Source organism: Ruegeria sp. CDSA020, assembly GCF_059612345.1.
The window spans coordinates 61,479-88,441 of the sequence record NZ_JBXWQK010000007.1 but is presented as its reverse complement, the minus strand read 5'-3'; the positions used below and the strand labels follow the sequence as shown (position 1 = coordinate 88,441).

Genomic DNA, 26,963 nt, shown 5'->3' with positions numbered 1-26,963 from the left:
TACCTCACGAATAGATGCAGTCGCGGAGCGTGATCAGCCCCTGCCGCATCTCTGTTTTTGGGGCCACCATCGCGACCCGGATAAATTGCTCGCCCGGGTTTTTCCCCGGATCACCTTGAGAAAGATATGCGCCCGGCAGCACCCGAACTCCGGTCTGCTGCCACAGTTTCAATGCGGTTTCCTCGCCATTCTCGACCGGCAGCCACAGAAAGAACCCTGCCTCGGGCGGCATATAGCCCTGGATGCCTGCAAACACCTGGTCTGCGATGGCGTATTTTTCCTGATAGAGCGCGCGATTCTCGTCCACATGCGCCTCATCGGCCCAGAGCCTTGCGGCGGCGGCCTGCAACGGCAGCGGCAATGGCGCGCCTGCATAATTGCGTAACTGCTTGACCCGCTTGATCGTTTCCGGCCCGCCTGCAATCAGGCCAGACCGCAGCCCGGCCACGTTCGACCGCTTTGACAGCGAGTTGAACAGGGTGATCCGTTCAGGATCAGCGCCCAGTTCCTTTGCGACCGTCAGAACACCTGTAGGCGCTGTGTCGCGGTAAATCTCGGAATAGCATTCATCGGCGAAGATGCGGAAATCATATGTTTCAGCCAACCGGATCAGCTCGACCCAGTATTCACGCGTGGCAACTGCGCCCTGCGGGTTGGCCGGTGAGCAGATATAAGCGGCGACAGTGCGGTTCAGCACATCCGCGGGCAATCCCGCATAGTCCGGCAGATGATCTGTGGCCGCCGTGGCCGGGACAAAAACCGGATCAGCCCCGACCGAGATCGAGGCAACCATATAGACCTGATAGAACGGGTTCGGGCACAGAACGACCGGTTTTTGTCCGTATTTCTGTTCGGGGCACAGCGCCATGGCGGCGTTATACAGCCCTTCGCGCGTCCCGTTCAGGGCCATAACCTGCGTGTCCGGATCCATCGTGACGCCATAACGGCGTGCAATCCAGTCAGTGATCGCACCGCGCAGCTCGGCCGAACCCTCATTCGGCGGATATCCCTGAAAACCGGCAGCATTTTCCGCAATCACGTCGCTGACCCAGGCCGGAAAAGCGTGCATCGGCGCGCCAATGGTCATGTGAATCACTTCACCGCCCGGTTGGTGATGATCCAACAGGGTGCGCAGGCGCGGGAATGCGTATTCCGGAAGGTTCGAAAACCGCTCGGGGAAATTCATAACTACTGCCTCAATATCGGGATCATTTCGCCCCGTTTTCAAGCAGGTTACAGGCCGGGCGGGGCTTCGTCCAGACAAAGCGGTGCCGAATCAGGGGATTGTGGCATTCAGGCCAATGCGGCCTCGGCCGCGGAACCAAGCCGCAAAAGCGCCTCTTCGGACCCCGGATAACCCATCATCATCAGCCCGCAGCCCGGTTTTCCGGTCGGCAAGGTCAGCGCTGCCAGCCCCATGAGGTTGCCGATCCGGGTGTTCCGCAAAGCCAGCAGGTTTTCGGTAACGTAATAGTCATGATCGCTCATCAGCCGTTCAAGATTGGGCGGCAGGATCGGTGCAGTTGGGGCCAAAACGGCGTCAAACCCGGCAGTGGCTACGTCCCATGCACCGCGACACGCCTTCAGCCTTGACCAGGCTGCAACATAATCGGGGCCCGAAGCATTTCGTCCGGCACGGAACCGTTCGAGTATTTCGGGATACATCACATCTGGGTTGGCCTCGATCACATCGCGCCACAGGCCATAGGCTTCGGTGGTGTAAAGAACCCCCGACAGCCCCATCGCGTCGGTCAGTTCAGGGACCTCAAGAGGCAGGATATCTGCACCGGCCTCACGCAACCGATCCAGGGCATCCTCGTAAGCGACACGCGGCTCTGCGCGCAAATCATCCTTGGCGACAGTCTGTAAATCCGCGAAACGACGCCCCTTTAGATTGGCTCCGCGCAAATCAGCTGGCGTACCGCCCTCCAGCATGGCCAGCATATGGGCCGCATCTTCGACCGAGCGGGCCAGCGGTCCAACGGTATCAAACCGCAGGCACAACGGGACTGTACCCTCCAGGCTGACCCGCCCGGCGGTGGTTTTCAGCCCAACCAAATTGTTCCAGGCTGACGGTATCCGCACTGACCCACCAGTATCCGAGCCGATCGCGCAAGCCGCCAATCCCCAAGCCACGGATGCCGCAGCCCCCGAAGATGATCCTCCGGGAACCGCATCCTCATCATCTATGCAGGGCGGCGTTCCGGTGATTGGATTCAAACCCAGGCCGGAAAAGGCCAGCTCGCTCATATGGGTTTTGCCAAGGCATACAGCGCCCATGGCACTGGCATTTCGCAGCACGATTGCATCAGTTTTGGGAACCCGGTCTTTCAGCAGTACCGTTCCTGCCTCGGTGGCAGTCCCGGCAGTATCGAACAGGTCTTTCCAACTGATCGGCACCCCATCCAACAATGATCGGCGCAATCCCAGCTTGGCCCGCTCCTGCGCCGCCTCAGCCTCGGCTCGGGCGCGCGTTTCGGTCACGCGAGCATAGATACGGTCGCGATGCGGGTGGGCTGCTATCGCAGTCAGAAAGGTCTCTGTCAGTTCAACCGGGTCAATCTGGCCCATGCCAATGCCCCGACCCAGATCACAAGCCGTCATCGACAACCAATCCTGCATCACTGCCCCCTTCAATTTCTGCATTCCCAGCGACGGTAGCGACAGGACCGCACATGGACAATCCCGAATGGGCGCGCATAGTGCGCAGCATGGAACAGAGCTCGGATATCCTGATCGTCGGCGGCGGCTTGAATGGCCCCGCTTTGGCTTTGGCACTGGCACAAACAGGGCACAGAGTTACCGTCATTGACGCGCTGGCCGAAAAGGTTCGCAAAAATGCGGCTTTTGACGGCAGAGCCTATGCGTTGGCCCTGGCCTCGCAGCGCCTGCTAGAGGCGATTGGGGTTTGGACACGGGTTGCCAAACACGCGCAGCCAATGCTCGAAATCAAGGTCACCGATGGCCATGCAGGCGCTGGCCCGTCGCCGTTTTTCATGCATTTCGACCATGCCGAGATCGAAGAAGGTCCGATGGGCTTTATGGTCGAAGACCGCCACCTGCGCCGTGCCTTTCTGGACGCGATGGCCGCGGAAAAGGCCATTACCCAGATCAGCGGCAAGACGGTAGTGTCACAGCAGACCTCGGGAACAGGCGTCAGCCTGACATTGGATGATGGCGCGGTCGTCAAGGGTGCGCTGCTGATCGGATGCGATGGGCGTCGCAGCGGCACAGCGGAACGTGCCGGGATCAAACGCACAGGATGGGATTACGGGCAGACCGCGCTGGTCTGCGCCATCGAACATGACTTGCCGCATCACGGCATCGCGCATCAGTTCTTCATGCCACCCGGCCCTTTGGCTATTCTGCCTCTGACCGGCAATCGCAGCTCTATCGTCTGGAGCGAGCGAGCAGAAATGGCCAAGCGCATCAACGCCCTGCCCGAGGAGGACTATCTGCAGGTCCTGCGCCCCAGATTCGGCGATTTCCTGGGCGAAATCCGTCTGGCCGGAGATCGGTTTACCTATCCGCTGAACCTGACCATCGCCAACTCTTTCATCGGAGAACGGATGGCACTGGTCGGAGACGCAGCCCATGGAATGCACCCGATTGCAGGCCAAGGCCTGAATGCGGGCCTGCGCGACGTGGGCGCCCTGGCCGAGGTGCTGACCCTGGCCGGACGGCGCGGGGAAGATATTAGTTCGCCACTGGTTTTGGAGCGTTTTCAGGAATGGCGACGGTTTGATACCGCGTCTTTGGCGATGGCGACGGATGTGTTCAACAAGCTGTTTTCCAACGACAATCCTCTACTACGGATCGGACGGGATATCGGGATGGGCGTCGTCGGGTCACTACCCGGCCTGCGTCGCGGTTTCGTGCGCGAGGCCGCTGGCCTGACTGGGGACCTGCCAAAACTACTGCAGGGTCGGGCGATCTAGTCCAGCTCTCGCGCCTCATCCACCAACATGACGGGAATGCCATTGCGGATCGGAAAGGCCAAACCCGCCGCTTTTGACACCAGTTCCTGTTTTTCAGCATCATAATGCAGCGTTGTATGCGTCTTTGGACAAATTAGCGCCTCAAGCATGTGGCGGTCAAAAGCGTGTTCAACGGTGGTCATTGTAGTGTTTCCTCATTCGCTCCGCCGCGCATGGCGAATTCAATCAGTGTCACCAAAGTCTCGCGTCGGGTGCGCAAACAGGGAGCCTCTAGCAAGGCTTGTTTTTCTTCCGGATCAAAATCCAACAACATCGACAGCGAATTCACAAGCAGTTCATCATTCGCGTCTTTCAACATATCCCAATCAGCCGACAACTTTCGCGACGAAAAGAACTTTTCCAACAGCTTCAAAAGCCCCACCCGATCAAAACCCTCGTCGTGCTCGACCTTGCCAAGATCACGGTCAAACCCGCGCCAGGCCACGTTACAACGGCGGTATGGGGTAAATGCATCCAACTCGGCCTGAATACGGAACCGGGAGATGCCGGTCAGAGTGATCAGATAGCGGCCGTCTTCAGTTTCGGAAAACTGCGTCACCCGCCCCGCGCAGCCAATTTGGTGCAGCTTGTTTTCGTTGCTTTGACAGGGGTTCGGTTGGACCAACCCGATCAATCGTTCCTGGGTTTTCAAAGCGTCGTCCAACATCTGCAGATAGCGCGGCTCAAATATATGCAACGGCAAGCGCGATCGGGGCAGCAACAGCGCCCCGGGCAAAGGGAAAACGGATACCGTTTCCGGCAGATCAGCGGGATGCATCATGTACCCGAGTGTAGCCCTGATCCAGAATTAGGCAAATATCATCGAGCTGAGCTTGCGCCGCCCGTTCAGAACAATCGGATCATTGGGTTTGAGCGCATCAAATATCGTGAACAGCTGAGACTTGGCCGCGCCTTCGTTCCATTCACGGTCACGGCGGAACATTTCCAGCAGCTGCGCCACCGCCTCTTCAACCTCGCCATTGGCATGCAGGGCCTGCGCCAGATCGAACCGTGCCTGATGATTGTCAGGATCGGCCTCAACCGCTGCGGTCAATTCGGCCACCGGGCCGGCATCTGCCGCTTGCTTGGCCAGTTCCAACTGTGCGTTTGCCGCTTCAAGCTCTGGCGATGTGGAAATCTCCGCCGGGGCCCCGTTCAGAATTGCCTCGGCCTGCTCCAAATCGCCAGTGGCGATATGCGCGCGTACCAGCCCACCATAAGCGGTGGCGTGGTTCGGATCCTCACCCAAAATGGCAGCAAAGGTCTGAGCGGCATCCGCTGCGGCACCTTCGGTCAGCATTTCCTCGGCAGCCTCGACAGCATCGTCCAGTTGACCACCCGGGCTTTCGCCACCTGTCGCCTCGATCACGCGATCTACAAATGCTTTGATCTCGGATCCGGGCACTGCGCCCTGAAATCCGTCGATCGGTTGGCCTTTGTGAAAGGCATACACCGTCGGGATAGACTGAACGCGCATCTGTGAGGCGATCATCTGTGCTTCGTCCACGTTGATCTTGACCATCTTGACCGCACCCTTGGCGGCGGTCACAGCCTCTTCCAACAGCGGGCCCAACGTTTTGCATGGGCCGCACCACGGCGCCCAGAAATCAACGATGACCGGCACGTCCTGCGAGGCTTCGACCACATCCGCCATAAAAGTGGCTTCGGTCCCGTCCTTGATCAGATCGGTGGCGGGGGTGTCTGCGCCGTTCAGAAGGTCCATGGCTGTCACTCTTTCGATTAAACTTGCGCTCTATATGCAGTCGCTTGACCCGGAAACCAAGGGCAGAGTTTCACGTCAGACGTCAAAGGTCGCAAAGACCGGGGCGTGATCACTGGGCTTTTCCCATCCGCGCGCGTTGCGCAGAACGCGGCTGGAATGGCCTGCATTCGAGATATCCGGGGTCGCCCAGACGTGATCCAGCCGCCGCCCCTTGTCGGCCACGTCCCAATCCCGCGCGCGATAGGACCACCAGCTATAAAGCTGCCCTTCGGGGATGTCCTGCCGGGTGACATCGACCCAACCGCCTGAGTCCTGTGTTTCGGCCAAAGCCTCGACCTCGACCGGTGTATGCGAAACGACCTTGAGCAACTGTTTGTGCGACCAGACATCATCCTCACGCGGAGCGATGTTCAGATCACCAACCAGAATGGATTTTTCCGGCTTTTCCGCGTGGAACCAGTCACGCATATCGGTCAGGTAATCCAGCTTCTGGCCAAATTTCTCATTCACCTCACGATCCGGCACATCCCCGCCCGCAGGGACATAGAAATTGTGGATCGTGACGCCGTTTTCCAGCCGTCCCGCGATATGGCGCGCATGACCGAGATCTGCGAAATCCTTGTCGCCCGCCTCGACCATCGGCAAACGAGACAGGATCGCAACGCCGTTATAGCCCTTTTGCCCCCGCGCTACCATGTGGGTGTACCCCAGTTCGGCAAATCCTTCGGTGGGGATCTTGTCCACCGGCGACTTGCATTCCTGCAGGCACAAAACATCCGGAGCCTCTTCGCGCAGCAATTTCAGCACGATAGGCTCGCGCAGGCGGACCGAGTTGATGTTCCATGTGGCAAGAGTAAAAGGCATAGGGAATTCCTCTGTCGCGGTTGGCGCACCCTAACGCGGTGCTTTCACAGGTACCATCGTAAAAGAAATTATCAGGACGGATGCCCTGAGGATTGGGGCGCATCATCGCAAATCTCGTACCAATGCGGTTTCTCAGATACGGATTCGTGAAACTGGACTTTCAGATCAAACGGGGTATCCAGCGCATTGGCCGCAATCGGAAAACTGTCCGCATCAGCCAGAATTTCACCAAGCGACGTCCCACAGGTATCGCAGAAACACCTGCCATATTTATAGGGCGGTTCAGGCTGGTAAGTGACAACTCGGTCCTTACCGTCCAGCCAAACAACATCATCTTTCTTGACGAAGACAACAGTGCTTGCACCTGCCTTCCGACAACGCGAACAATGGCATGTTCCCATAACCGAAGGTTCACTGGTAAGTTGGAATTTTACGGCGCCACACAGGCAACTTCCATGAATCACTTTCGCCTCCAATTTTGCACTCCAGATATAGAACATTACATGAACATATACTTTGTCGCAATCCGCTAGGAGCCGCAAAACATTTTGCAGCACAAACAAAAAAGGCCGGGCCATCAGGCCCGGCAGTCCAACAGGGAGGTACATGTCATTACCCGGACATGTACGGGTTGGGAGTAACTTAAAGATGTCTACAGGGTATCACTTTGATCCAAGTCAATCCACATCAAGTTACGATACCAAGCGATATCCACCCGATTCTGTGACCAAAAGGCGCGCGTTGGATGGATCGGGCTCGATCTTCTGACGCAGGCGATAGATATGAGTTTCCAGCGTATGTGTGGTGACACCGGCATTATAGCCCCAGACCTCATGCAGCAGAATGTCACGGGCGACGACACCGTCGGCGGACCGGTACAGGAACTTGAGGATATTGGTTTCCTTCTCGGTAAGGCGAATCTTGCGGTCTTCGTCGGTGATCAGCATCTTCATCGCCGGCTTGAACGTATAAGGCCCGAGTACAAATACCGCGTCTTCTGATTGTTCATGCTGGCGAAGCTGTGCACGGATACGTGCCAGAAGAACCGGAAACTTGAACGGCTTGGGAACATAGTCATTGGCACCGGCATCCAGACCCAGGATGGTGTCCGCGTCACTGTCATGACCGGTCAACATCAGGATCGGGCTTTTCACACCTTGCTTGCGCATCAGGCGGCACAGCTCGCGCCCATCCGTGTCGGGCAAGCCAACATCCAGAATGACCAGATCGTAAATCGCCTCGCGAGCCCGCTCCATGGCTGATGCCCCGTCCGATGCTTCGAATACATCAAAATCCTCGGTCATCACGAGTTGTTCGCTCAACGCTTCGCGCAGATCCTCATCATCATCCACTAGCAGGATTTTCTTTAGCTGTGCCATATCCGGTCCTCCTAAGCCCTTTTCCACCACTTGCGCGCGAAAGATGCAATCAACAAGGTTTGCTGCAACCGTTTCACGCCCTCGTGTCTCAGGATGAGGAATTGTTTCACATTTCCTTTTGATCAGGCTACATGAAGGGCTGATCGTTACAGGGTAACAACAGATGAGTCTTATCCCGGATATCTCGGAACTGCTTGCTCGGGCACGGGCTGACCTGCGCATGGGCTTGCCGGTCGCCCTGACGGATGACACCGGCTTTAGCGTACTGGCCATTGCGTCGGAAACGCTGAGCGCACAGCGGCTTGCCGACTTGCAAGGTCTGGGTGGCGATCCTGTTGTCGCAGTGACTGTCCGACGGGCCGAGACATTAAAGGCACGGGCCTATGACGGTGACCTGGCGCGTGTGATCGTTCCGGCAGATGCCGATGTTGCCTGGGTGCAGGCGGTGGCCGATCCCTCGGACGATCTGAACGCGCCTATGAAAGGCCCACTGATGACAGAGCGTCAGGGCAACGCCAATCTGCATCGCATTGCCATTGCTTTGACCAAGTCAGCCCACCTTCTGCCGGCGGCAATCGTTGTTCCTGTCCACGACGGCCGAACCTTCGCTACTGCACATGGCCTGACATGTATTGACCATACCCGCGCCGCGCCACATCTGTCGGATCGAAGCATTTTGAATGAGGTCGTGGCCGCCCGACTGCCGATGGAGGTATCCGAAGCCGGGCGCCTGCACGTTTTTCGCCCTGAAGATGGCGGCGAGGAACATTACGCAATCGAGATCGGCCGCCCCGACCGCAGCAAACCGGTATTGGCTCGGCTGCATTCGGCCTGCTTCACCGGTGATCTGATGGGCAGCCTGAAATGTGATTGCGGCCCACAACTGCGTGGGGCCCTGGCCCAGATGGGGTCTGAAGGGGCAGGAGTACTTCTGTATCTGAATCAGGAAGGCCGCGGGATTGGCTTGGCCAACAAGATGCGCGCCTATTTCCTGCAGGATCAAGGGTTCGATACAGTCGAGGCCAATCACCGTCTCGGGTTCGAGGATGACGAGCGCGATTTCCGTCTGGGCTCGGACATCCTGAAATTGCTCGGCTTCAGTTCCGTAAGGCTGTTGACCAACAACCCCGCCAAGATCGCGATGATGGAGAAGACCGGCATCGCCGTCACCGAGCGCGTCCCGCTGAAAGTCGGCGAAACTGCCCATAACCGCGACTATCTGGCCACCAAAGCAGCCAAGTCGGGACATTTGCTGTGACACCCGCAGATCTGGTTCTAACCCGCCGCGGCGTTCGTTTTCGCGGCGGGTATTTTCCCTGTTCGATCGGGAAAGGTGGGTTAAGCAACAGCAAGCGTGAGGGGGACGGCGCCACGCCGACCGGCTGCCTCTACATCGTTGGTATGCTGTACCGGCCCGACCGGCTCGCAAGACCGTCGCCTTGGGCCATCCCAATCGGTCCTCAGGACCTCTGGTCAGATGATGTGCAAGACACGCAGTACAATCATATGGTCAGCACACCTTATCCTTTCAGCCACGAAAAACTGCGCCGCGCGGACCCGCTTTACGATCTGGTTCTGATCACTGACTGGAACTGGCCCAATGCGGTGGCCGGGCGCGGTTCAGCAATTTTCCTGCATCAATGGCGACGGCCCGGTTTTCCTACAGAAGGCTGCGTTGCCTTTCGGCGCGACCATCTGCGGTGGATCGCACGTCGAATCGAGCCAGGCACGCGGCTGATTATCCCTCAGGCTTAACTCGTTCGCCGAAAATGGCCGAGCCGATGCGCACATGGGTCGCGCCAAGTGCAATGGCCTGCTCGAAATCGCTGCTCATCCCCATGGATAGCCCTTTCAGACCATTGCGTTCAGCTATCTTGGCAAGCAAGGCGAAATGCAGAGATGGCTCTTCCTCGACAGGCGGAATGCACATCAGGCCCTGAATCGGAAGGTCGAGCCCGCGGCAATCGGCAATAAATGCATCCGCCTCGGCGGGCAGAATTCCTGCCTTTTGATCCTCTTCACCGGTATTGACCTGAATGAACAGGTCCGGGCAAGTGCCGACCTCTTGCGCGAGCCGGGCCAGAGTATTGGCCAGTTTGGGGCGGTCAACAGAATGGATCGTGCTGAACAGATCCAACGCCTGGCGGGCTTTGTTCGTTTGCAACGGGCCAATCAAATGCAAATCGACATCTGGATATTGCAGCTTGAATTCCGGCCATTTTCCGACGGCTTCTTGAACCCTGTTTTCACCAAAACAGCGATGCCCTAAAGCAAGCACTTCCGCTACACGCTCATTCGGCTGAACCTTTGACACGGCGATCAGCTTCACGGCCCCGACGTCCCGCCCCGAGGCAGTTTCGGCTTTGGTTATCCGGGCAGATATTTCTTGCAGCGACATTTGGGTCCTCGATCAGTTATGGGCGAAGAAAAACACTATGTCGGACAAAAAGAAAAGGGCAGGTCCGAAGACCTGCCCTTAAACCTTGCGGCTCAGATCAACTTAGAAGTTGAACTGTGCACCAAAGTCGGCACGTGTGGTCGAGTCGTCGCAGACGTCACAGTCGCTGACACCTACACCACCGCGCAGCGATACACCGCCACCCAGGTCGTAGATGGCGCCGATGCCGTACTGCTGCGAGTCCGCATCAGCGTTACCGTCACCGTAGGCGAAGGTCAGAGTGGTCGCGGCGCCAACATTGTAGGCACCCGATACACCCCAAGCAGTGCCGTCGGTGGCGTCAACTTCGGTTTTATCGTCAGCAACAAACAGCGTACCCGAGAAGTCGCCGAATTCTGCACCCAGGGTGAAGACCAGCAGGCTTGGATCGTCGCCACCAGTGCCCGCGTCAGTTTGACCATAGGCCAGCGCTGCAGTGATGTTGTTGAAGGTGTAAGTCGCGCTTACGTCCCAACGATCCGCGTCGGTTGTGCTGCCACCACCGTTAAAGATAGTTGCTTGGTCGTACGACGCACCAAAGGCGAAATCACCAACTGCGTACTGGAAGAACACAGCGTTCGAACCCGAACCGGTCGACGAGTAACCCAGGAAGCTATAGTCAACGGCAGAATACTGACCGATGAAGTTTTCCAGGCCAGGCTCGTTACCGTAGTAGTTTGCCAAGTTGTCGAAAGAACCAGCAACGTTGCCGGCGTCAACACGCAGACCACCGTAGATGACCGAGAAGCGCGCGCCGTTCAGGCCAGCCGAGTTGGCTTCGCCGGTGGACGAGTCTTCGTCAGCCTGCAGACGTACACGAGCCGAGAACTCAACGCCGCCATCGGTTTCGGCTGTGCCGTCGATGTTCAAGCGGAAGCGCGAGACCAGGATTGCGTCGTCAGTGTCGTTCGCGAACACGTTAACGTTCTGAACAGTTGCACTACTTGCAGTAGTGGTGGTGGTAGTGGTGGTGGTGGTGGCCGCTGTGCGGTCCTCCTGATAACCAATACCAAAACGGCCGTAGCCGCTGAACTTAACTTCGGCCGCTGCAACACTTGCGGTTGCAATCAGTGCGGTCGATGCGAAGAGAACTTTTTTCATCTTGTTTCCCTCGGTTTCAAAAGTTTTTTAACTCGACACGTGCTTAGGCACATGTCTCAGCACGGGAACCGTTTCGCCCTTTTTGCCCCTGTCACGCAAGCTTGGCATAAAAACTGACGCGCATTGGCCTAGAATTGGTGCAAGGATGCCACAGTCTGATTTGCCCACTGAATCAACCCCGAAGCCTGCTCTGGATGTGACAAGATTAAGCTTGTTGACGAACCAGACCTTGTCTAGGAGTAACGTGAATAACCTAAAACCAACGAAACGGAACCTGTCCAACATGCGCCTGCAGACAATTTTCGGTTTGATCATAGTGACAGCCGCGGTGTCGGCTTGCGGACAGAATCGCAACGCAGAACCCAGTGCAACGCCACTCAATGTGGATGGCGGTCGCTCGGACGAGCGTGAGCTGAACGATCCGAATCGCTCAACGATCTGGGATGTATTCAACACCGCAGACGCCGAGCAGGTTACCAATGTGAACCGCTATCTGTGGGCTGCCTCGCTGGATGTCCTTAACTTTCTGCCTGTGCAGGAAGTCGATCCCTTTACCGGTGTAATCGTAACAGGTTACGGCACGCCTCCGGGTGGTGGACGGCAATACAGGGCCACGGTTCACATCAGCGATCCCGCCCTGGCGGCACGATCCTTGTCGGTTGCACTGCAGACCAGCGGGGGTGCCCCGGTCAGCGCGGCAACCACACGCGCAATCGAAGATGCAATCCTGTCCCGCGCCCGTCAGCTGCGCATTGCGGACAACAAGCTCTAGCAACCCGCTTCAAATCACAATATTACCACGCCGGGTTCATGCCCGGCGTTTTCATTACGAAGGACCGCACGATGTCGCGCTATTCGGCCACCGAAATCGAAGCAAAATGGCAAGAGGCCTGGGACAAGGCCGGAATCTTCACCGCCAACCACAAGGCGGACAAGCCGAAATACTACGTGCTTGAAATGTTCCCCTACCCGTCTGGCCGCATCCATATGGGACATGTGCGCAACTATACGATGGGCGACGTGATCGCGCGCCACAAGCTTGCGACCGGCCATAACGTGCTGCACCCGATGGGATGGGACGCGTTCGGAATGCCTGCAGAAAACGCTGCGATGGCTATTGGCGGTCACCCGAAAGACTGGACCTATGGCAACATCGCCGACATGCGCAGCCAGATGAAGCCTCTGGGCCTGTCCATCGACTGGTCCCGCGAATTCGCCACCTGTGACCCAGAATATTACGGCCAGCAACAGGCGCTGTTCCTGGATATGCTGCAGGCCGGTCTGGTTTACCGCAAGAACGCAGTGGTGAACTGGGACCCGGTCGATATGACCGTACTGGCCAATGAACAAGTCGAAGGCGGGCGCGGCTGGCGCTCGGGCGCATTGGTTGAACGGCGCGAGCTGACGCAATGGTTCTTCAAGATCAGCGATTACTCCGAGGAATTGCTGGATGCGTTGGACACGCTGGAGAACTGGCCTGCAAAAGTGCGCCTGATGCAGGAAAACTGGATCGGCAAGTCGCGCGGGCTGCAGTTTGGCTTTGAACGCATCGATGGTGGTGAGCCAATCGCCGTCTATACAACGCGCCCCGATACACTGATGGGTGCGTCTTTCGTCGGCATCTCGCCGGACCATCCGATTGCCAAGCAACTTGAGGCCGAAAACCCCGAAGTGGCTGAGTTCGTTGCCGAATGCCGCAAGGGCGGCACCACGGAAGAGGCCATAGAGACCGCCGAAAAGCTGGGCTATGACACTGGTATCAAGGTCAAACACCCGCTGGATCCGAATTGGGAGCTGCCGGTCTGGATCGCCAATTTCATCCTGATGGATTACGGCACCGGTGCCATCTTTGCCTGCCCGGCCCACGACCAGCGCGACCTGGATTTCTGCCGTAAGTACGGTTTGCCCGTCGTCGACACGTTCTTTGCGCTTGATAATGACACGCCGGTCGACAAAACCGCATTCGTGCCGCCGAAAACCGAGAAAGTCCGCTGGGTAAACCACTTCGCCGGCCTGACCGAGGCCACGGGTGATGACGCAATCAACACCACCGTCGATTTCGCGGAAAAGGCGGGCTGGGGTGAAGGTGTCACCAAATATCGCCTGCGCGATTGGGGTCTGTCCCGTCAGCGCTATTGGGGCTGCCCGATTCCCGTGGTGCATTGCGACTCTTGCGGCGTGGTGCCCGAAAAGAAAGAAAACTTGCCGATCCGCCTGCCCGACGATGTCACTTTTGACAAACCGGGCAATCCTCTGGACCGCCACCCGACCTGGCGCGACTGCGCCTGCCCGTCTTGCGGTGCGCCATCCAAGCGAGAAACCGACACGATGGATACGTTCGTCGATTCGTCGTGGTATTTCGCCCGCTTTACGGCTCCGCACGCGGAAACGCCGACCGATCTGGCCGAGGCTGAATACTGGATGAATGTCGATCAGTATATCGGCGGCATCGAACACGCTATCCTGCACTTGCTCTATTCCCGCTTCTTTGCGCGGGCAATGCAGATCACTGGCCATTTGCCGAAAAAGGCCATCGAGCCCTTTGATGCCTTGTTCACCCAAGGCATGGTCACGCACGAGATTTATCAAACCCGCGACGCCAATGGCCGTCCGGTCTATCACCTGCCCGAGGATGTGACCGACGGCAAACTCGCCGATGGCACTGAGGTCGAAATCATCCCCTCCGCCAAGATGTCGAAATCCAAGAAAAACGTGGTCGACCCGGTCAGCATCATCTCGGCCTTCGGCGCGGATACCGCGCGCTGGTTCGTGTTATCCGATTCACCGCCCGAGCGGGATGTGGAGTGGACAGCATCAGGCGCAGAGGCTGCATTCAAGCACCTGAACCGTGTCTGGAACCTCTGCGACAAGATCGGCGCGATGGACCCCGAGGCAAAAGGCGACGGGGATCAAGACCTGCTGCGCGAGATGCACAAAGCCATCCATGACGTGACGCTTGGTGTTGATAGCTTCGGCTTTAATGCCGCCATCGCAAAGCTCTATGCGTTCACCAACACGCTGGCGAAATCCAAAGCGGGTGGTGCTGCGCAAAAGCAAGCGATCATGACGCTGGCGCAGTTGATGTCGCCGATGACACCACATCTGGCCGAAGATATCTGGGCGCATCAGGGCGGTGAAGGTCTGATTGCAACGGCCCCCTGGCCCGTCGCGGACGCGGCGATGCTGGTCGATGACACTGTCACCCTGCCGATCCAGATCAACGGCAAACGCCGCGCGGAAATCAGCGTCCCAAAAGATATGGACAAGGCAGAGGTTGAAAAAATCGCGCTCAGCACCGAAGCTGTGCAAAAGGCGCTGGACGGTGCCGTACCGAAGAAAGTGATCGTTGTCCCGGGTCGGATCGTGAATGTCGTTGTTTAATCGCAGAAGCCTTTTGATGATGCCGCTGGCAGCTTGCTTGCTGGCGACCGCCTGCGGGTTCCAACCCGTCTATGCGCCGGGCGGAACCGGGTCGGCCCTGTATGGCAAAGTTGCCGTATCCGAGCCGAATTCCGTGGAAAGCTATCTGCTTGTCCAGAATCTGGAGCAGCGGCTGGGCCGGGATGCGAGCGCACAAAAGCTTTATGATCTGGATGTCTCGGTTTCGACGGCCACACGATCTGCCGCGATCACCACAACGAACGAGACCAACCGCTACACCATCGAAGGGCGCGCGGATTTTGCCCTCAGATCCACCGAAACCGGGCGGATTGTGGCTTCGGGAAATGTCCATGATTTCGTGGGTTATTCCGCTGCGGGCTCAACCGTTTCGACGCTTGCGGATGAGCGTGACGCGACCGAACGGCTGATGGTCATCCTGTCCGATCAGATCGTGAACCGCCTCTATGCAGCACCGGGCCTGACCCAATGAAGCTCAGCCCGCGCGAGGCTGAGGGGTATTTCGCCAAACCAGACGCGGGCAAGGCAGGGTTGTTGATTTACGGATCCGATGCGATGCGTGTGGCCTTGAAACGGCAACAGGTCTTGTCAGCCCTGCTGGGAGAAGGCGCCGAAGAGGAAATGCGCCTGACCCGAATGCCAGGTGGTGATCTACGCGGGGAACCGGCACTGTTGCTGGACGCGGTCAAGGCTGTCGGGTTCTTCCCCGGCCCACGTGCAGTTTTCGTCGAAGATGCAACTGATGTCGCCGCCCCTGCCATCATTACCGCATTCGAGGATTGGGCAACGGGCGACGCTCAGATCATCGTGACTGCTGGGCAGCTCAAACCCAGCTCAAAGATCCGTAAGGCATTCGAGTCGCATCCCGCAGCCTATGCCGTTGGGGTCTATGACGATCCGCCCTCTAGGGCCGAGGTTGAACGGGTTCTGGCACAGGCCGGAGTCAAAAACATTCCACCGGATGCAATGTCGGCCATCACCGAACTTGCCACGGCCATCAGCCCCGGGGACTTTACGCAAACCATTGAAAAATTGTCTCTTTACAAGCGCGGAGACGATACTGAATTGGCTCTCGAAGATATCGAGGCCTGTGCACCCAGCTCGACCGAGGCCGCCCTGGACGATGTCCTGAACGTGGTCGCCGAAGGCAGAGCCGGAGAGATTAGCCCGCTGATACGACGGCTGCAATCGCAAGGTACAAATGCGGTCAGCCTGTGTATCGGAGCAACCCGGCACTTTCGAACGCTTTACGCCTGTGCCGCCGATCCCGGTGGTGCGGCACAGGGCGTCGGCAAGCTGCGCCCACCCGTCTATGGAAAGCGGCGTGATCGTATTCTGCGACAAGCACAGGGATGGGGGGCACCCAAACTGCAGACCGCTTTGACCGTTCTGACTGATACGGATCTGTCATTGCGGTCAGCTGGGCAAACGGCCCCAGCCATGGCTTTGGTCGAACGTGCCATGATCCGTCTGGCGATGCTGGCAAAGTCGCGTTAAGCGGTCCGCGCCAGCCAGTTTGCAGCTGATCGCCCGGCCCATCGCCCTGTCGCCAGACAGGCAGTTAGCAGATAGCCACCGGTCGGAGCCTCCCAATCCAGCATCTCGCCGGCGCAGAACATTCCGGGCCTGGATTTTAGCATCAACCCTTCGTCCAAAGCGCCTTGCCGAACACCTCCGGCGGTTGAGATTGCCTCATCCATTGGCCGCAACCCCGCGTGGCTGAGGGGCAGAGATTTCAACGTTTCGACACTCAGACCGCTTCCCCTGTTCATCTCGTGATACAGAGCGATCTTTTGCGGAGACAGATGCAGAGATTTCTTCATCCATTGCGACTGCGTCGTCTTGGATTTCTTGGCTGCAATTTTCTGCTGCAAGGTAGCTGCATCCAGATCGGGAACCAGATCAACACTCAACGGCGCACCTTCTCGCAAAGCGGGCGTCAGGGAATAGAGCCCTCCGCCTTCAAGGCCTTTGGATGAAATCGTCGCCTCGCCGCGACTGACCACATCCCCGGCAGTCCACCCAACGGATTTGATCGCAGCGCCGAAATGCGGCTGCATATGTGCGCTCCAATCCACTGACAGGGCCGAGTTCGCCGGGGCAAATGGCGACAGGTCGACACCCGCCCCTTGCAACAGTGGGGCCCAAGCTCCATCCGATCCCAATCGCGCCCAGCTTGCGCCGCCCATGGCCAGAATCGTCGTGTCAGCCTCAATCTGCCGGTGACCTTCCGGAGTATCGAATTCCAGAGCATCGCCGTTCCATCCGGTCCACCGCCATCGGGTTTTGATTTGCACACCAGCCGCATCAAGACGCCCCAGCCAAGCCCGCAACAGAGGTGAGGCCTTCATAGCCTTTGGAAACACCCGCCCCGTTGAGCCTGTAAATACCTCTTGTCCCAGATCACGCGCCCAGTCCTGAACGGCGGCGGCATCAAATTCCGCCACCATAGGGCGCAGCCACTCAGCACCGGGGCCATAAGACAACAAGAGCGTTTCGAGCGGTTCATTCTTGGTTAGGTTCAGGCCAGACTTCCCTGCCATCAAGAGTTTTCGGGCAACCGAGGGTTTGGCCTCGGCCACCAGCACATCATGACCTGCGGCGGCAAGTTCACCCGCCGCCATCAGGCCCGCTGGCCCGCCTCCGATCACGACGGCTTGTGCCATTGCTGTCCTCTTGCCTTTCGCGCCCTGCGGCGCGACGTTACGCTGATATGACCGACCGCGACCCGATCTGCCCCCTCTGCGACCGGCCGATCCCCGATGGGAACGGCAGCCTGCACCATCTGATCCCAAAACTGAAAGGGGGCAAGGGCGGCCCCACGGTTTTTCTGCATTTGATCTGCCACAAAGAGATCCACGCCACCCTGACCGAAGCGGAGCTGGCACGGGATTTCAATACGATCGAAGCTTTGCGCGCCCACCCTCGCCTAGAAAGATTTCTGAACTGGATTCGCAAACGGCCCCCTGATTTTCGATCCAAAGTGCCGGGAAAACGGCGTCGTCGGTAATCAGCCCGGCAGGACAGGGTCGCCAAAAGCATCATGGCCGGGCTGGGCCAAGCCCTGCATCTCAAGCCCCCGAAAATCGGGGGCCCGAGCAAACGTAGCACCTGCGCTGTGCTGAAACTCGAGCGTGGTATAGGGGCGTTTCCAAAGCCATTCGCGGTTCTCAACAGACCACAGGTCGGCATTAGGGGGAACCTCGTCGGTGAAAGCATAAAAGTGCAGATCGAACCCATATTGTGCCACATCCTGCACAGATAGCAGCTGCATCCCCTGTGCACGACAAAAGGCATCCTCGACCGCGATATTCCCGGTGCGCAAGGTGATCTGTCCAATACGCGCATCCGCGAAAGGGATCTTGGGATCGGCGATACCGTCCGGGCGATTGCCACGGAAATCCTGTTGTAGCAGTTCGATCACGAAACCCTCGGGATCAGTCAGGTGGCACATATAGCCAATATCCAGAAACTGGTCCGGCTCTGAAACCTCGATGCCTTTTTCGCGCAAATAAGCGGCAGCCAGATCAACATCCGGCAGGGTGATGCCGATCTTCCAATATCTCTGGCCCCGATCATGTGTGTACCCGCCGCCGCCCGGCATCAAAAGCAGATCGGCATCCTGCCCGGCATATCCCAATCGCAGGCTTGCGCCCTGCCGGCGTGCAGTCATACCCATTGCATCCCTGTAAAACTCGGCAAGACGATCCGTGTCAGCCACGCGCAGACGCAGGGCAGACAACCTCATGAACATAACCGCGCGATACCGGTCGCAATTTCAGGATTGGCGGCGACACTGTCAGCCACCAGATCAAGGGAGGTCTGCATCAGGTCTTCAGGTGCAACCACGCGATCGACCAGCCCAAAGGCATAAGCCTCATCCGCAGTGATCTTTTGCCCGGCCATCAAGATCATCTTTGTCCGAGCCGGACCGATCAGGGCCGCCATGCGTGCGGGATCAGAGGGTTGTGGCAGAAAACCCAGCTTCATAACCGGATAAAAGAACTTGGCTTCCGGTACGGCGATGCGGATATCGCAGGCCAGAACCATGCCATTGGCCCCACCAGCCAGCGTTCCATTCAGTGCGGCAACCGTCAGGCAGGGTAACGCGGCGATAGCAGCCGACAACCGCTCCCACAGATCCGAGGTCGCCAGGCCGGCGCGCGCCTCTTCCAGATCGGCGCCGGCGCTGAACACTTTGCCAGCCCCGGTCAGGATCAGCGCACTTGCGTCGGTAGCGGCCTCGGCAATCTCGCACAGCTCGGTCAGCATCGCACAGGTCAGCGCATTTGCCTTGTCGGGGTTGTTGAGTGTGACTGTCCACAGCCCGTCCGCTTTGTTCAATTCAATCACGTCAATCCAACCCTTTGCCGAATATCCTCACGCCGCAGCGAAATTTCGGTGCCTAGAAACTCATCCGCGTCTGACGAACACATCCACAACAGCGCCCGCGCCGGCCAATCGGCGGGGATATGATCGGTCCAATCCAACTGGCTGACGGCGTTGATCCCGCTGGCCTTGATGACCCGCTGCATATCGGTTGCAACCGTGCCGGGCGACAGGCCCATGGCGCGGATCCCATGGGAGGATTCCTCAAGATGCAGACATTCCGTCAGCATCTTGGCCCCTGCCTTCGAGGCGCAATAATGGCTCCAGGCCTCGACTGGGTTCGACGCCGCACCGGAAGAGACCGTCAGGACAGTGCCGCCACCCGCGGCACGCATGACCGGCAGCGCGGCGCGCATTCCATGAAATACGCCCTTGAGGTTGATGTCGATCGCTTGACCCCAGGACGCGACATCGGCGCTGGATAAATGGAAAATCGGGTCAATGACACCAGCATTGCCTATCAGAACATCCAGCCCGCCAAACTTGTTCACACACTCCGCCACGGCCAGCTCGACCTGGGCGAAGTCACTGACGTCGCAGGCCAGTGCAATAGCGTTTTCACCAAGCAACGACGCCAATATCTGAATTTGATCCCGATTACGCGCCACTAGCACGACATTAGCCCCTGCTGCGGCAAATACGCGCCCTGCCTCGGCCCCGATGCCGCGACTGGCCCCAGTGATCAGTACGGTTTTCCCCTGCATAAGGTTCCAGTACCTCCATTGTCCTGAGAATTTATGAACCTCTATCCTGCGAACGGGGAATGGGTCCAGCCCTTCCCCCTTGACGCCCGCCGCCACCGGCATCACCATGCGCGCAAATTTGATCAAGAAGGGTTCTATGATGTCCGTTTTTCTCCGCCGCACCTGCGGCGCAGTTCTGGCCTACACTGTCATTTCGCAGGGGGCGCTTGCCGACGTTACTCCACAGGAAGTCTGGGATGACTGGCAGTCCTATCTGGCGCAGATGGGCTATACTGTATCAGGTGACCAGACAGATACCGGCAATGGTATCACCATCGAAAACCTGACAATGTCGATGGACCTCCCGGAAGAAGAGGGATCGTTCAGCATGGCCATGCCTGAAATGACCCTCACCGACAATGGCGACGGGAGCGTCAATATTGGTGTCCCGGAAAGTTTCCCCATGACCGTCACCGGCAATGTCGATGGTCAGGACGAGTCATTTACAGTCGATATCGAATACGTCCACAGCGGGCTTGTTATGACCGTCTCTGGCGATCCTGATGATGTGACTTACGATTACTCTGCAGACAGCCTTGGAATCAAGCTGGGTAACATCGAAGTCGACGGTGAAACGTTGGCGCCCGAAGTGGTCGGTGGCTACCTTGAAATGGCGGATGTGAGCGGCACCTCGCAAATGAAGATCGGCGAAAACCGCGATGTCGACCAAAGCTTTACGGCATCAGAGATGACCTACAGCTTGGCATTTCAGGATCCCGAAAGCGACGACGCTGGAAAATTCGACGGCACGCTTGGCGATCTGGCCTTCGACGGCACCAGCATTATCCCTTCAGATTTCAATTTCTCTGACCCGCAGGCATTCTATGACGCTGGCTTTGCCTTCTCGGGTCTCTTTACTTACGGATCGGGCCAGTCTTCGATGGCGGGCAGCAGCGAAGGCGAAGACTTTTCGATGGCCAGCGAATCCGAAGGCGGACGGCTTTCCGGCAGCATCGACGCCAACCGAATTGCTTATGACGTCGAACAAAACAGCGCCAAAATTGCTGTAACAACGGCGGAACTGCCCTTTCCAATCGAAATTGCCATGGAAAGTGGCGGTTTCAAGTTCGAATTCCCGGTACAGGAATCCGAAGAGATTCAACCCTTTGGGCTGGCGATAAACTTGACGGACTTCACCATGTCAGACGTGCTGTGGAGCATTTTTGACCCCGCAGCCGCCCTGCCACGCGATCCGGCCACGATTGCGCTGGACCTTTCCGGTACGGCCAAAGTGCTGACCAACTTCTTTGACCCCGAGGCCGTAGAGGCGCTTGAGTTTGCGGACGAAGCGCCGGGTGAATTGCACTCTCTGACGATCAACGAGTTGCTGGTCTCTATGGTCGGTGCGGAACTGTCCGGCGATGGCGACTTCACCTTCGACAATTCCAACACTGAGGAACTGGGCGGTCTGCCGACCCCCGCTGGCGTTGCGAACCTGCAACTGGTTGGTGCGAATGCCCTGATCGACACTCTGATCGGTATGGGTCTGATTGCCGAGCAAGACGCAATGGGCGCGCGAATGATGATGGGTCTCATGGCAGTGCCAGGGGAAGAGCCCGACACGCTGAATTCGACAATCGAGTTCAAGGAAGATGGTCAAATTCTGGCCAATGGACAGCGCATCAAATAAAAGAAACAGGGAAGGCGGCCCGGCTGCCTTCCCTTTTACGACGAGCGCCGGCGAACACGCCGGAACAGCACCGACCCACCGCTGCTGACACGTTGATCGTAGGCAAACCCAAGTGCCGAAAGATGATCGAAACAAGCCTTGATCCCATGCAATCCGATCTTACGGGTGTGGACCTCAAGATAGACTTTCTGGACATTCACAAGATCGACCCCGTCGAACAGAAACTTCTCGCCCCCTTCGATATCGACGATCAGCACGTTGGCTTCAAAGTCCCGCAGAATTTCTGACAGAGGGCGTTCCGGCACGCTGACCTCTCTGACATAGTCCGGATCAGGGTCCAGAGATGAGGACCAGAACGGTTCGCGTATGTAAAATCGGGCCGTTCCGGGAACCCGTGTATCGCCGAAGGCAACCGCGTTCACCACCTCGACATTCGCAATGTCATTTGCCTTGTGGACACGGCCGATGAATTCACACAGCGTCGGGTTCGCCTCGATGCACATTGCGTGGCGTACACCAAGTTGCGTCACCAGATAGGATGAGATGAAGCCGATCCCAGCGCCCAGCTCTACCACGCGATCCTTCGGGTCGATAAATTTCGGCAGACCAGTCACTTCGTCTTTTTCGTAACGCTCGGCCAGGATTGAACGCTTGACCTTAGGCGTAATTATCTGCGGATCATCGGGGATTGTAACCCCGCGCAGCGATAGATTGTTCTGCATGTTGTCGCCTGCCCGTTCTTCCTGCCCAGTCGTCTCATTCTCATCCACTTGGATCAACTACTAACCTACGGCTACGGACAAAACAGCGGAATTATTGCAGCCACATGCGAAATTCGCCTTTCTGGCCTTTCTGCAAACCCCCGAAAATGACCGCAGGTCTTGCGGGACGGACGGGCGGACGATAGGTCCAAAGAAACAAGACCGGAGGCCACATGATGCGCACACCCGAAGAGATCAGCCAACACCTGCTGGATGCGGCACGTAAGGCCGGGGCCGAGGCCGCGGATGCCATAGTGCTGGACGAGTCTTCGGTCTCGGTCGAGGTACGCTCCGGTGCGCTTGAGGCCGCCGAACGGTCCGAGGGTACCGATCTGGGGCTGCGGGTGTTTCTAGGCCAAAGACAGGCCATCGTCTCTAGTTCCGACAGCCGGTCCGAAACTCTGACAGCCATGGCCGAACGCGCCGTCGCCATGGCCCGCGAAGCCCCTGAAGACCCGTTTACCGGCCTGGCGAATGAGGCTCAGTTGATCCGGGATTGGGACATTCAGGCATTGGAACTGTGCGATCCCGCGCCGGAGCCCACAGCTGAAGATCTTCTGAATGATGCGCTGGCGGCGGAATCTGCGGCGCTGGCGGTTGAAGGCGTCTCACAGGTTTCGGACGCGGCGGCCGCCTATGGTACCCATCGGGTGCATCTGGCAGCCACAAACGGCTTTTCCGGCGGGTATGAGCGCAGCAGCCGGTCAACCTCCTGCGTAGCGATCTCGGGCCAGGGTACCGGGATGGAGCGCGATTATGACGGCGACAGCCGCACATTCCAAAGCGATTTGCGCAACCCGGACCAGATTGGTCGGACCGCAGGCGAACGTGCTGTGGCGCAGGTTGGCGCGCGCAAGCCTGCAACAGGCGTCTATCCGGTTCTGTTCGATGAACGGATTTCATCTTCGTTGATCGGGCATCTTCTGGGCGCCAGCAACGGTATCTCCATCGCGCGCGGCTCGTCCTGGTTGTCGGATTGTCTTGGACAGCAGGTTCTGCCGGAATATCTTTCGCTGATCGAAGACCCACATCGCCCGCGCATGTCCGGGTCGCGCCCCTTTGATGCCGAAGGCCTGCCCACACAACGCCGGGCGATCATCGAAAACGGTGTATTGACGGGCTGGACATTGGACCTGTCCAGCGCACGCAAGCTCAAGATGGCCTCGACAGGAAATGCTACGCGGGGCGTGTCTGGGCCTCCGTCACCAAGCAACTGGAACCTCAGCCTGACACAGGGCGAGCGCAGCCATGCAGAGCTGCTGCGCGATATGGGCACTGGACTGCTGGTAACGTCAATGATCGGATCGACCATCAACCCCAATACAGGGGATTACTCTCGTGGGGCTTCGGGCTTTTGGGTCGAAAACGGAGAGATCACCCATCCGGTCAACGAATGCACCATCGCCGGAAATCTGCGCGATATGCTTCTGCGGATTATTCCGGCGAATGACGCCCGCCCCTATTTGTCGCGTGTGGTCCCATCGTTGCTGATCGAGGGAATGACACTTGCCGGCAACTGACCTGCCCCTGCTGATTGACGCCGCGCGCGAGGCTGGAAAGGTCGCAACCCGGTATTCCGGGGCAAAAGCACAACGCTGGGATAAGCCCGATGGTGCAGGCCCGGTAACCGAGGCTGATCTGGCCGTGAACGCGATGCTCGAACAGCGATTGCCCTCTGCGCGACCGGGTTACGGCTGGCTCAGCGAAGAGACCGAGGACACCCAGCATCGCCTGTCCCGGGACCGGGTTTTTATCATTGACCCGATCGACGGCACCCGTAGCTTCACCGAAGGTTCCTCAACCTGGGCGCATTCCCTGGCTGTGGCGGAACATGGTCAGGTGACGGCGGCGGTCATTTACCTGCCCTTACGTGACCTGTTGTATGCAGCGGCCAAGGGCCAAGGGGCCACACTAAACGGCGCGCCGATTGTCGTATCGGACACCCAAGACATCACGACGGCCGAGATTCTGGCCGCAAAACCCAATCTGGACAGCCGGCACTGGTGTCAGGGCCGGGTTCCTCAATTCCGTCGAAACTATCGCCCGTCGCTTGCCTATCGGTTGGCATTGGTCGGGCAAGGTCGCTTTGACGGAATGTTGACACTGCGCCCCAGCTGGGAATGGGACATCGCGGCAGGGGATTTGATCGTCCAAGAGGCAGGTGGCATATGTACGGACCGGCTTGGCGCCCCACTGCGCTTTAACAACCCACATCCGCGCCTGAATGGTGTCATCGCGGCAAATCCGCCATTGCACCGGCAACTGGCGGATCAGATTGACCCAGACAGTGCGGGCATTGCGCCATGAGCAAACCGCGATCCCTTAGTCTGGCGGCCTATCGCGTGCTTTCGTGGGGCGTACCCGGCAACGGGGACCAACCCTATGTGCCCCGACCATCAGGAGATCTGATCTGGATTCACATCGCCAATCCGGGTCGCCTTCGCGCGATGATGGATTTCTGCCACAGGCTGCTGCAGTCGCGCCCGGGCCTGTCGGTTGTCCTGTCGGCCCCACCCGAAGCGGACTTGAGTCAGTGGGACTGCTCGAAATACATACTTGTGAACCTACCTTCGGAACAAACCGGCGCCGCGCGGGTGTTTCTGGACCATTGGCGCCCGAATATTGGCATTTGGGTTGGCGGCGGGCTGATGCCCAATGTGATTACCCGTGCCCACGAGCGCGAAGTGCCGTTGATCCTGATCGAAGCTGAAATCGACCTGAACACCGCGCGTGGGACCCGGTGGCTGCCCGATATCAGCCGGTACACTCTCGATTGCTTTCACCGAATTCTGGCTACCAGCAACGAAACGGCCCGGCAGATCCGCAAACTGGGAATCGCCTTCACCAAGGTCAGCGAGGCGCCTCCTCTGCTGATAAGTCCGAACCCTTCTCCGTGGCCCGAAGACGAACTGATCGAAACCAATCACGCCTTTTCAAGCAGACCCATCTGGCTTGCGGCCTGGGTGAAGGATAAAGAGTTCATCTCGGTCCTCAGCGCCCACCGTCAGGCCATGCGGATGCTGCCCCGGTTGACCTTAATCCTGCATGTCGCCGACATACAGGAAGCCGCCCCACTGCACCGGCGGCTCGAAGCCATGGACTTGCGCTGCATCAACTGGGACGATGGCGGCATGATTGAAGATACCACACAGGTCATCTTGTCCTCGGACCCAGAGGATTTGGGCTTGTGGTACCGTGTTTCGGCAGTGTCCTTTATCGGCAACTCGCTCGAACGGGGCGACGGGGGACAGGATCCGTTTGGTGCGACCGCCCTGGGATCGGCTGTCATACATGGCCCACATGTTGACCAGCATCAGACAGCCTACGATCAGCTGGACCAGGCAGGCGCCGCTTTGACGGTCAGAACCGCAACCGAACTTGGGGATGCCGTGGTAGAGTTACTTGCGCCTGACCGCGCGGCGGATATGGCTTTGGCAGGCTGGCAGATCGTGACCGACGGCGCGCCGCAATCAGATCAGCTGATCGAACTGGTACAGGACTATCTGGACGAACGGAGCACCGACGATGCGGGCACCTGACTTTTGGAACACCGCTCCGGATCAGTTGGACCTCAGGGCCCGGCTGCTGTCCCCGTTGGGACGGGTTTATGCGGCGGCGACAGCCCGCAGGCTGGCCTCGGAAACAGGTTTCAACCCAGGCCTCCCCGTTATCTGCATTGGAAACCTGAATGCAGGCGGGACCGGCAAAACACCAACCGTGATCTGGATGATCGAACAGCTGCGGGACGTGTGGCATCAGACCCATGTTGTCACCCGAGGCCACGGCGGCGCACTGACAGGACCTGTGCGCGTCGATCCTGGCAAACATACGGCGGCAGAAGTCGGGGATGAACCGCTGCTGCTGGCCGCATTTGCGGATGTCTGGGTGGCCAAGGACCGCGCCGCTGGCGCAAAAGCCGCTGCCCAGGCCGGGGCAACGGTAATCCTGTTGGATGACGGGTTTCAGAACCCCTCGGTCGCCAAGGATTTCTCGGTCATCGTAGTGGATGCCGAGCGGGGGTTCGGCAACGGATTGTGCCTGCCTGCGGGTCCACTGCGGGAACCGGTCGATGTGGGGCAGCAACGGGCCGATCTGGTGCTGTCGCTGGGCGGCACAGACGCGCAGACAAGGTTCGCCGCCCGCTGGGGCGACATGCTGACGGTTCCGCATGCCACCGGCGCGGTCGAGCCGCTGCAGACCGGAATGGAATGGACCGACACGCCAGTTCTGGCCTTTGCCGGTATCGGCCATCCGGAGAAGTTCTTTGCCACCCTGCGCCAACAGGGCGCCACCCTGCTGCGGGCCGAGGCGCTGGACGATCACCAGCCCCTGACACCGGCCCTGATGACACGGCTAGAGAATGAAGCGCGCCTGCTGGGCGCTCAGATGGTCACAACGGAAAAAGATGCGGTTCGTCTGCCAGCCGCGTTTCGCAGCAAGGTCATCACCCTGCCCGTCCGGCTAAATATGGACGAGGGCGACCGGGTCAAACAGTTGCTACTGCAGGTCGCGCCTTCGCCCTGAAGGCGACCGGCCCTGACAGGCCGGTCGTGTTTGGAT

The 26,963-nt window shown here is 58.5% G+C and carries 28 protein-coding genes; 13 read left to right on the top strand and 15 right to left on the bottom strand.

Annotated features, from left to right (window positions below; all coding sequences use genetic code 11):
- Positions 1–4: 4 nt before the first annotated feature.
- Complete coding sequence (locus AC2FJW_RS14030; RefSeq protein WP_496750366.1) at positions 5–1,186, bottom strand: aminotransferase class I/II-fold pyridoxal phosphate-dependent enzyme; 1,182 nt, start codon at positions 1,184–1,186, stop codon at positions 5–7.
- Positions 1,187–1,293: 107 nt separating this feature from the next.
- Positions 1,294–2,622: an amidase gene (locus AC2FJW_RS14025; protein WP_496697603.1), complete on the bottom strand. Its 1,329-nt coding sequence runs from the start codon at positions 2,620–2,622 to the stop codon at positions 1,294–1,296.
- An 89-nt stretch (positions 2,623–2,711) separates the two neighbouring features.
- Between AC2FJW_RS14025 and AC2FJW_RS14020 the strand changes: the two genes are divergently transcribed.
- The gene (locus tag AC2FJW_RS14020) at positions 2,712–3,938 is read left to right on the top strand and encodes an FAD-dependent monooxygenase (RefSeq protein WP_496750436.1); all 1,227 of its coding nucleotides are present in this window, start codon (positions 2,712–2,714) and stop codon (positions 3,936–3,938) included.
- Here AC2FJW_RS14020 and AC2FJW_RS14015 read toward each other — a convergent pair.
- The 6 genes from AC2FJW_RS14015 to AC2FJW_RS13990 form a co-directional block, all read right to left on the bottom strand.
- A complete protein-coding gene (locus AC2FJW_RS14015; protein ID WP_142637084.1) occupies positions 3,935–4,120 on the bottom strand; it encodes a Trm112 family protein in 186 nt (61 codons plus the stop codon). The two genes, AC2FJW_RS14020 and AC2FJW_RS14015, sit on opposite strands and share 4 nt — an antisense overlap.
- Entirely contained in the window at positions 4,117–4,758 is a 642-nt protein-coding gene (locus AC2FJW_RS14010; RefSeq protein WP_496689925.1) for an LON peptidase substrate-binding domain-containing protein, read from the bottom strand. Before AC2FJW_RS14010 ends, AC2FJW_RS14015 begins: the two co-directional genes overlap by 4 nt.
- Before the next feature lie 27 nt (positions 4,759–4,785).
- On the bottom strand, positions 4,786–5,700 hold the full coding sequence (gene trxA / locus AC2FJW_RS14005; protein WP_496750364.1) for a thioredoxin: 915 nt from the start codon (positions 5,698–5,700) through the stop codon (positions 4,786–4,788).
- A 75-nt stretch (positions 5,701–5,775) separates the two neighbouring features.
- Positions 5,776–6,564, bottom strand: coding sequence for an exodeoxyribonuclease III (locus tag AC2FJW_RS14000; RefSeq protein WP_496750362.1), 789 nt, complete (start codon positions 6,562–6,564; stop codon positions 5,776–5,778).
- A 71-nt stretch (positions 6,565–6,635) separates the two neighbouring features.
- Positions 6,636–7,028 carry a GFA family protein gene (locus AC2FJW_RS13995; protein ID WP_271949675.1) on the bottom strand — a complete coding sequence of 131 codons (393 nt, stop codon included), beginning with the start codon at positions 7,026–7,028 and terminating at the stop codon, positions 6,636–6,638.
- A 228-nt stretch (positions 7,029–7,256) separates the two neighbouring features.
- The gene (locus AC2FJW_RS13990; protein ID WP_142637092.1) at positions 7,257–7,943 is read right to left on the bottom strand and encodes a response regulator transcription factor; all 687 of its coding nucleotides are present in this window, start codon (positions 7,941–7,943) and stop codon (positions 7,257–7,259) included.
- 163 nt (positions 7,944–8,106) lie between these two features.
- Here AC2FJW_RS13990 and ribA point away from each other — a divergent pair, with 163 nt between their 5' ends.
- Positions 8,107–9,201 (top strand): GTP cyclohydrolase II, encoded by a 1,095-nt coding sequence (ribA, locus tag AC2FJW_RS13985; RefSeq protein WP_496689928.1) that lies wholly within the window; start codon positions 8,107–8,109, stop codon positions 9,199–9,201.
- A complete protein-coding gene (locus tag AC2FJW_RS13980; RefSeq protein WP_496709387.1) occupies positions 9,198–9,698 on the top strand; it encodes a L,D-transpeptidase family protein in 501 nt (166 codons plus the stop codon). The genes ribA and AC2FJW_RS13980 overlap by 4 nt, the downstream gene beginning before the upstream one ends.
- On the opposite strand, the gene AC2FJW_RS13975 is transcribed toward AC2FJW_RS13980, so the two are convergent.
- Both AC2FJW_RS13975 and AC2FJW_RS13970 read right to left on the bottom strand, forming a co-directional pair.
- A complete protein-coding gene (locus tag AC2FJW_RS13975) occupies positions 9,682–10,341 on the bottom strand; it encodes a YggS family pyridoxal phosphate-dependent enzyme (protein ID WP_496750361.1) in 660 nt (219 codons plus the stop codon). The genes AC2FJW_RS13980 and AC2FJW_RS13975 overlap by 17 nt on opposite strands.
- A 102-nt stretch (positions 10,342–10,443) precedes the next feature.
- The gene (locus AC2FJW_RS13970; RefSeq protein WP_496750360.1) at positions 10,444–11,481 is read right to left on the bottom strand and encodes a porin; all 1,038 of its coding nucleotides are present in this window, start codon (positions 11,479–11,481) and stop codon (positions 10,444–10,446) included.
- Positions 11,482–11,764: 283 nt separating this feature from the next.
- On the opposite strand from AC2FJW_RS13970, the gene AC2FJW_RS13965 reads away from it, so the two are divergent.
- The 4 genes from AC2FJW_RS13965 to holA all read left to right on the top strand — a co-directional run bounded on the left by AC2FJW_RS13965 (position 11,765) and on the right by holA (position 16,377).
- Complete coding sequence (locus AC2FJW_RS13965) at positions 11,765–12,253, top strand: DUF3576 domain-containing protein (protein ID WP_142637277.1); 489 nt, start codon at positions 11,765–11,767, stop codon at positions 12,251–12,253.
- Positions 12,254–12,324: 71 nt separating this feature from the next.
- Positions 12,325–14,862 carry a leucine--tRNA ligase gene (leuS, locus tag AC2FJW_RS13960; protein ID WP_496750359.1) on the top strand — a complete coding sequence of 846 codons (2,538 nt, stop codon included), beginning with the start codon at positions 12,325–12,327 and terminating at the stop codon, positions 14,860–14,862.
- The gene (lptE, locus tag AC2FJW_RS13955; RefSeq protein WP_496750358.1) at positions 14,849–15,352 is read left to right on the top strand and encodes an LPS assembly lipoprotein LptE; all 504 of its coding nucleotides are present in this window, start codon (positions 14,849–14,851) and stop codon (positions 15,350–15,352) included. The genes leuS and lptE overlap by 14 nt, the downstream gene beginning before the upstream one ends.
- Positions 15,349–16,377 carry a DNA polymerase III subunit delta gene (gene holA / locus AC2FJW_RS13950; RefSeq protein ID WP_496750357.1) on the top strand — a complete coding sequence of 343 codons (1,029 nt, stop codon included), beginning with the start codon at positions 15,349–15,351 and terminating at the stop codon, positions 16,375–16,377. The genes lptE and holA overlap by 4 nt, the downstream gene beginning before the upstream one ends.
- Here holA and AC2FJW_RS13945 read toward each other — a convergent pair.
- Positions 16,374–17,546, bottom strand: coding sequence for a TIGR03862 family flavoprotein (locus AC2FJW_RS13945; protein WP_496750356.1), 1,173 nt, complete (start codon positions 17,544–17,546; stop codon positions 16,374–16,376). The two genes, holA and AC2FJW_RS13945, sit on opposite strands and share 4 nt — an antisense overlap.
- Positions 17,547–17,593: 47 nt before the next feature.
- On the opposite strand from AC2FJW_RS13945, the gene AC2FJW_RS13940 reads away from it, so the two are divergent.
- Positions 17,594–17,890: an HNH endonuclease gene (locus AC2FJW_RS13940; protein ID WP_496750355.1), complete on the top strand. Its 297-nt coding sequence runs from the start codon at positions 17,594–17,596 to the stop codon at positions 17,888–17,890.
- Here AC2FJW_RS13940 and AC2FJW_RS13935 read toward each other — a convergent pair whose 3' ends face one another.
- From AC2FJW_RS13935 to AC2FJW_RS13925, 3 genes are read right to left on the bottom strand one after another with little or no spacing between them, the layout of a single operon-like run.
- Positions 17,891–18,628, bottom strand: coding sequence for a VOC family protein (locus tag AC2FJW_RS13935; protein WP_496750354.1), 738 nt, complete (start codon positions 18,626–18,628; stop codon positions 17,891–17,893).
- Positions 18,625–19,233, bottom strand: coding sequence for an enoyl-CoA hydratase/isomerase family protein (locus AC2FJW_RS13930; RefSeq protein ID WP_496750353.1), 609 nt, complete (start codon positions 19,231–19,233; stop codon positions 18,625–18,627). The genes AC2FJW_RS13935 and AC2FJW_RS13930 overlap by 4 nt, the downstream gene beginning before the upstream one ends.
- The gene (locus AC2FJW_RS13925) at positions 19,230–19,973 is read right to left on the bottom strand and encodes an SDR family oxidoreductase (RefSeq protein ID WP_496750434.1); all 744 of its coding nucleotides are present in this window, start codon (positions 19,971–19,973) and stop codon (positions 19,230–19,232) included. The genes AC2FJW_RS13930 and AC2FJW_RS13925 overlap by 4 nt, the downstream gene beginning before the upstream one ends.
- 139 nt (positions 19,974–20,112) lie before the next feature.
- On the opposite strand from AC2FJW_RS13925, the gene AC2FJW_RS13920 reads away from it, so the two are divergent.
- The gene (locus AC2FJW_RS13920) at positions 20,113–21,642 is read left to right on the top strand and encodes a DUF2125 domain-containing protein (RefSeq protein ID WP_496697578.1); all 1,530 of its coding nucleotides are present in this window, start codon (positions 20,113–20,115) and stop codon (positions 21,640–21,642) included.
- A gap of 35 nt (positions 21,643–21,677) precedes the next feature.
- Here the strand turns inward: AC2FJW_RS13920 and AC2FJW_RS13915 are convergent, their stop codons facing one another.
- Positions 21,678–22,412, bottom strand: coding sequence for an FkbM family methyltransferase (locus AC2FJW_RS13915; RefSeq protein ID WP_496750352.1), 735 nt, complete (start codon positions 22,410–22,412; stop codon positions 21,678–21,680).
- A 164-nt stretch (positions 22,413–22,576) separates the two neighbouring features.
- On the opposite strand from AC2FJW_RS13915, the gene AC2FJW_RS13910 reads away from it, so the two are divergent.
- The 4 genes from AC2FJW_RS13910 to lpxK are packed head-to-tail and all read left to right on the top strand — an operon-like array spanning position 22,577 to position 26,927.
- Positions 22,577–23,923, top strand: coding sequence for a TldD/PmbA family protein (locus AC2FJW_RS13910; RefSeq protein WP_496750351.1), 1,347 nt, complete (start codon positions 22,577–22,579; stop codon positions 23,921–23,923).
- A complete protein-coding gene (locus tag AC2FJW_RS13905; RefSeq protein ID WP_496750350.1) occupies positions 23,910–24,710 on the top strand; it encodes an inositol monophosphatase family protein in 801 nt (266 codons plus the stop codon). Before AC2FJW_RS13910 ends, AC2FJW_RS13905 begins: the two co-directional genes overlap by 14 nt.
- Positions 24,707–25,942: a 3-deoxy-D-manno-octulosonic acid transferase gene (locus AC2FJW_RS13900; RefSeq protein WP_496750349.1), complete on the top strand. Its 1,236-nt coding sequence runs from the start codon at positions 24,707–24,709 to the stop codon at positions 25,940–25,942. The genes AC2FJW_RS13905 and AC2FJW_RS13900 overlap by 4 nt, the downstream gene beginning before the upstream one ends.
- Positions 25,929–26,927, top strand: coding sequence for a tetraacyldisaccharide 4'-kinase (gene lpxK / locus AC2FJW_RS13895; RefSeq protein WP_496750348.1), 999 nt, complete (start codon positions 25,929–25,931; stop codon positions 26,925–26,927). Before AC2FJW_RS13900 ends, lpxK begins: the two co-directional genes overlap by 14 nt.
- Positions 26,928–26,963 lie beyond the last annotated feature (36 nt).

Excerpts from the sequence above, each read along its gene's own strand:
- AC2FJW_RS13910 (WP_496750351.1), top strand. The coding sequence starts at position 22,577 with ATGATGCGCACACCCGAAGAGATCAGCCAACACCTGCTGGATGCGGCA.
- AC2FJW_RS13965 (WP_142637277.1), top strand. The coding sequence starts at position 11,765 with ATGCGCCTGCAGACAATTTTCGGTTTGATCATAGTGACAGCCGCGGTG.
- holA (WP_496750357.1), top strand. The coding sequence starts at position 15,349 with ATGAAGCTCAGCCCGCGCGAGGCTGAGGGGTATTTCGCCAAACCAGAC.
- AC2FJW_RS14020 (WP_496750436.1), top strand. The coding sequence starts at position 2,712 with ATGGAACAGAGCTCGGATATCCTGATCGTCGGCGGCGGCTTGAATGGC.
- AC2FJW_RS13935 (WP_496750354.1), bottom strand. The coding sequence starts at position 18,628 with ATGAGGTTGTCTGCCCTGCGTCTGCGCGTGGCTGACACGGATCGTCTT.
- AC2FJW_RS14030 (WP_496750366.1), bottom strand. The coding sequence starts at position 1,186 with ATGAATTTCCCCGAGCGGTTTTCGAACCTTCCGGAATACGCATTCCCG.
- AC2FJW_RS13940 (WP_496750355.1), top strand. The coding sequence starts at position 17,594 with ATGACCGACCGCGACCCGATCTGCCCCCTCTGCGACCGGCCGATCCCC.
- AC2FJW_RS13975 (WP_496750361.1), bottom strand. The coding sequence starts at position 10,341 with ATGTCGCTGCAAGAAATATCTGCCCGGATAACCAAAGCCGAAACTGCC.
- trxA (WP_496750364.1), bottom strand. The coding sequence starts at position 5,700 with ATGGACCTTCTGAACGGCGCAGACACCCCCGCCACCGATCTGATCAAG.
- AC2FJW_RS14000 (WP_496750362.1), bottom strand. The coding sequence starts at position 6,564 with ATGCCTTTTACTCTTGCCACATGGAACATCAACTCGGTCCGCCTGCGC.
- AC2FJW_RS13925 (WP_496750434.1), bottom strand. The coding sequence starts at position 19,973 with ATGCAGGGGAAAACCGTACTGATCACTGGGGCCAGTCGCGGCATCGGG.
- ribA (WP_496689928.1), top strand. The coding sequence starts at position 8,107 with ATGAGTCTTATCCCGGATATCTCGGAACTGCTTGCTCGGGCACGGGCT.
- AC2FJW_RS14010 (WP_496689925.1), bottom strand. The coding sequence starts at position 4,758 with ATGATGCATCCCGCTGATCTGCCGGAAACGGTATCCGTTTTCCCTTTG.
- AC2FJW_RS14025 (WP_496697603.1), bottom strand. The coding sequence starts at position 2,622 with ATGCAGGATTGGTTGTCGATGACGGCTTGTGATCTGGGTCGGGGCATT.
- AC2FJW_RS13990 (WP_142637092.1), bottom strand. The coding sequence starts at position 7,943 with ATGGCACAGCTAAAGAAAATCCTGCTAGTGGATGATGATGAGGATCTG.
- AC2FJW_RS13920 (WP_496697578.1), top strand. The coding sequence starts at position 20,113 with ATGTCCGTTTTTCTCCGCCGCACCTGCGGCGCAGTTCTGGCCTACACT.
- lpxK (WP_496750348.1), top strand. The coding sequence starts at position 25,929 with ATGCGGGCACCTGACTTTTGGAACACCGCTCCGGATCAGTTGGACCTC.
- AC2FJW_RS13900 (WP_496750349.1), top strand. The coding sequence starts at position 24,707 with ATGAGCAAACCGCGATCCCTTAGTCTGGCGGCCTATCGCGTGCTTTCG.
- lptE (WP_496750358.1), top strand. The coding sequence starts at position 14,849 with ATGTCGTTGTTTAATCGCAGAAGCCTTTTGATGATGCCGCTGGCAGCT.
- AC2FJW_RS13945 (WP_496750356.1), bottom strand. The coding sequence starts at position 17,546 with ATGGCACAAGCCGTCGTGATCGGAGGCGGGCCAGCGGGCCTGATGGCG.
- AC2FJW_RS14015 (WP_142637084.1), bottom strand. The coding sequence starts at position 4,120 with ATGACCACCGTTGAACACGCTTTTGACCGCCACATGCTTGAGGCGCTA.
- leuS (WP_496750359.1), top strand. The coding sequence starts at position 12,325 with ATGTCGCGCTATTCGGCCACCGAAATCGAAGCAAAATGGCAAGAGGCC.
- AC2FJW_RS13970 (WP_496750360.1), bottom strand. The coding sequence starts at position 11,481 with ATGAAAAAAGTTCTCTTCGCATCGACCGCACTGATTGCAACCGCAAGT.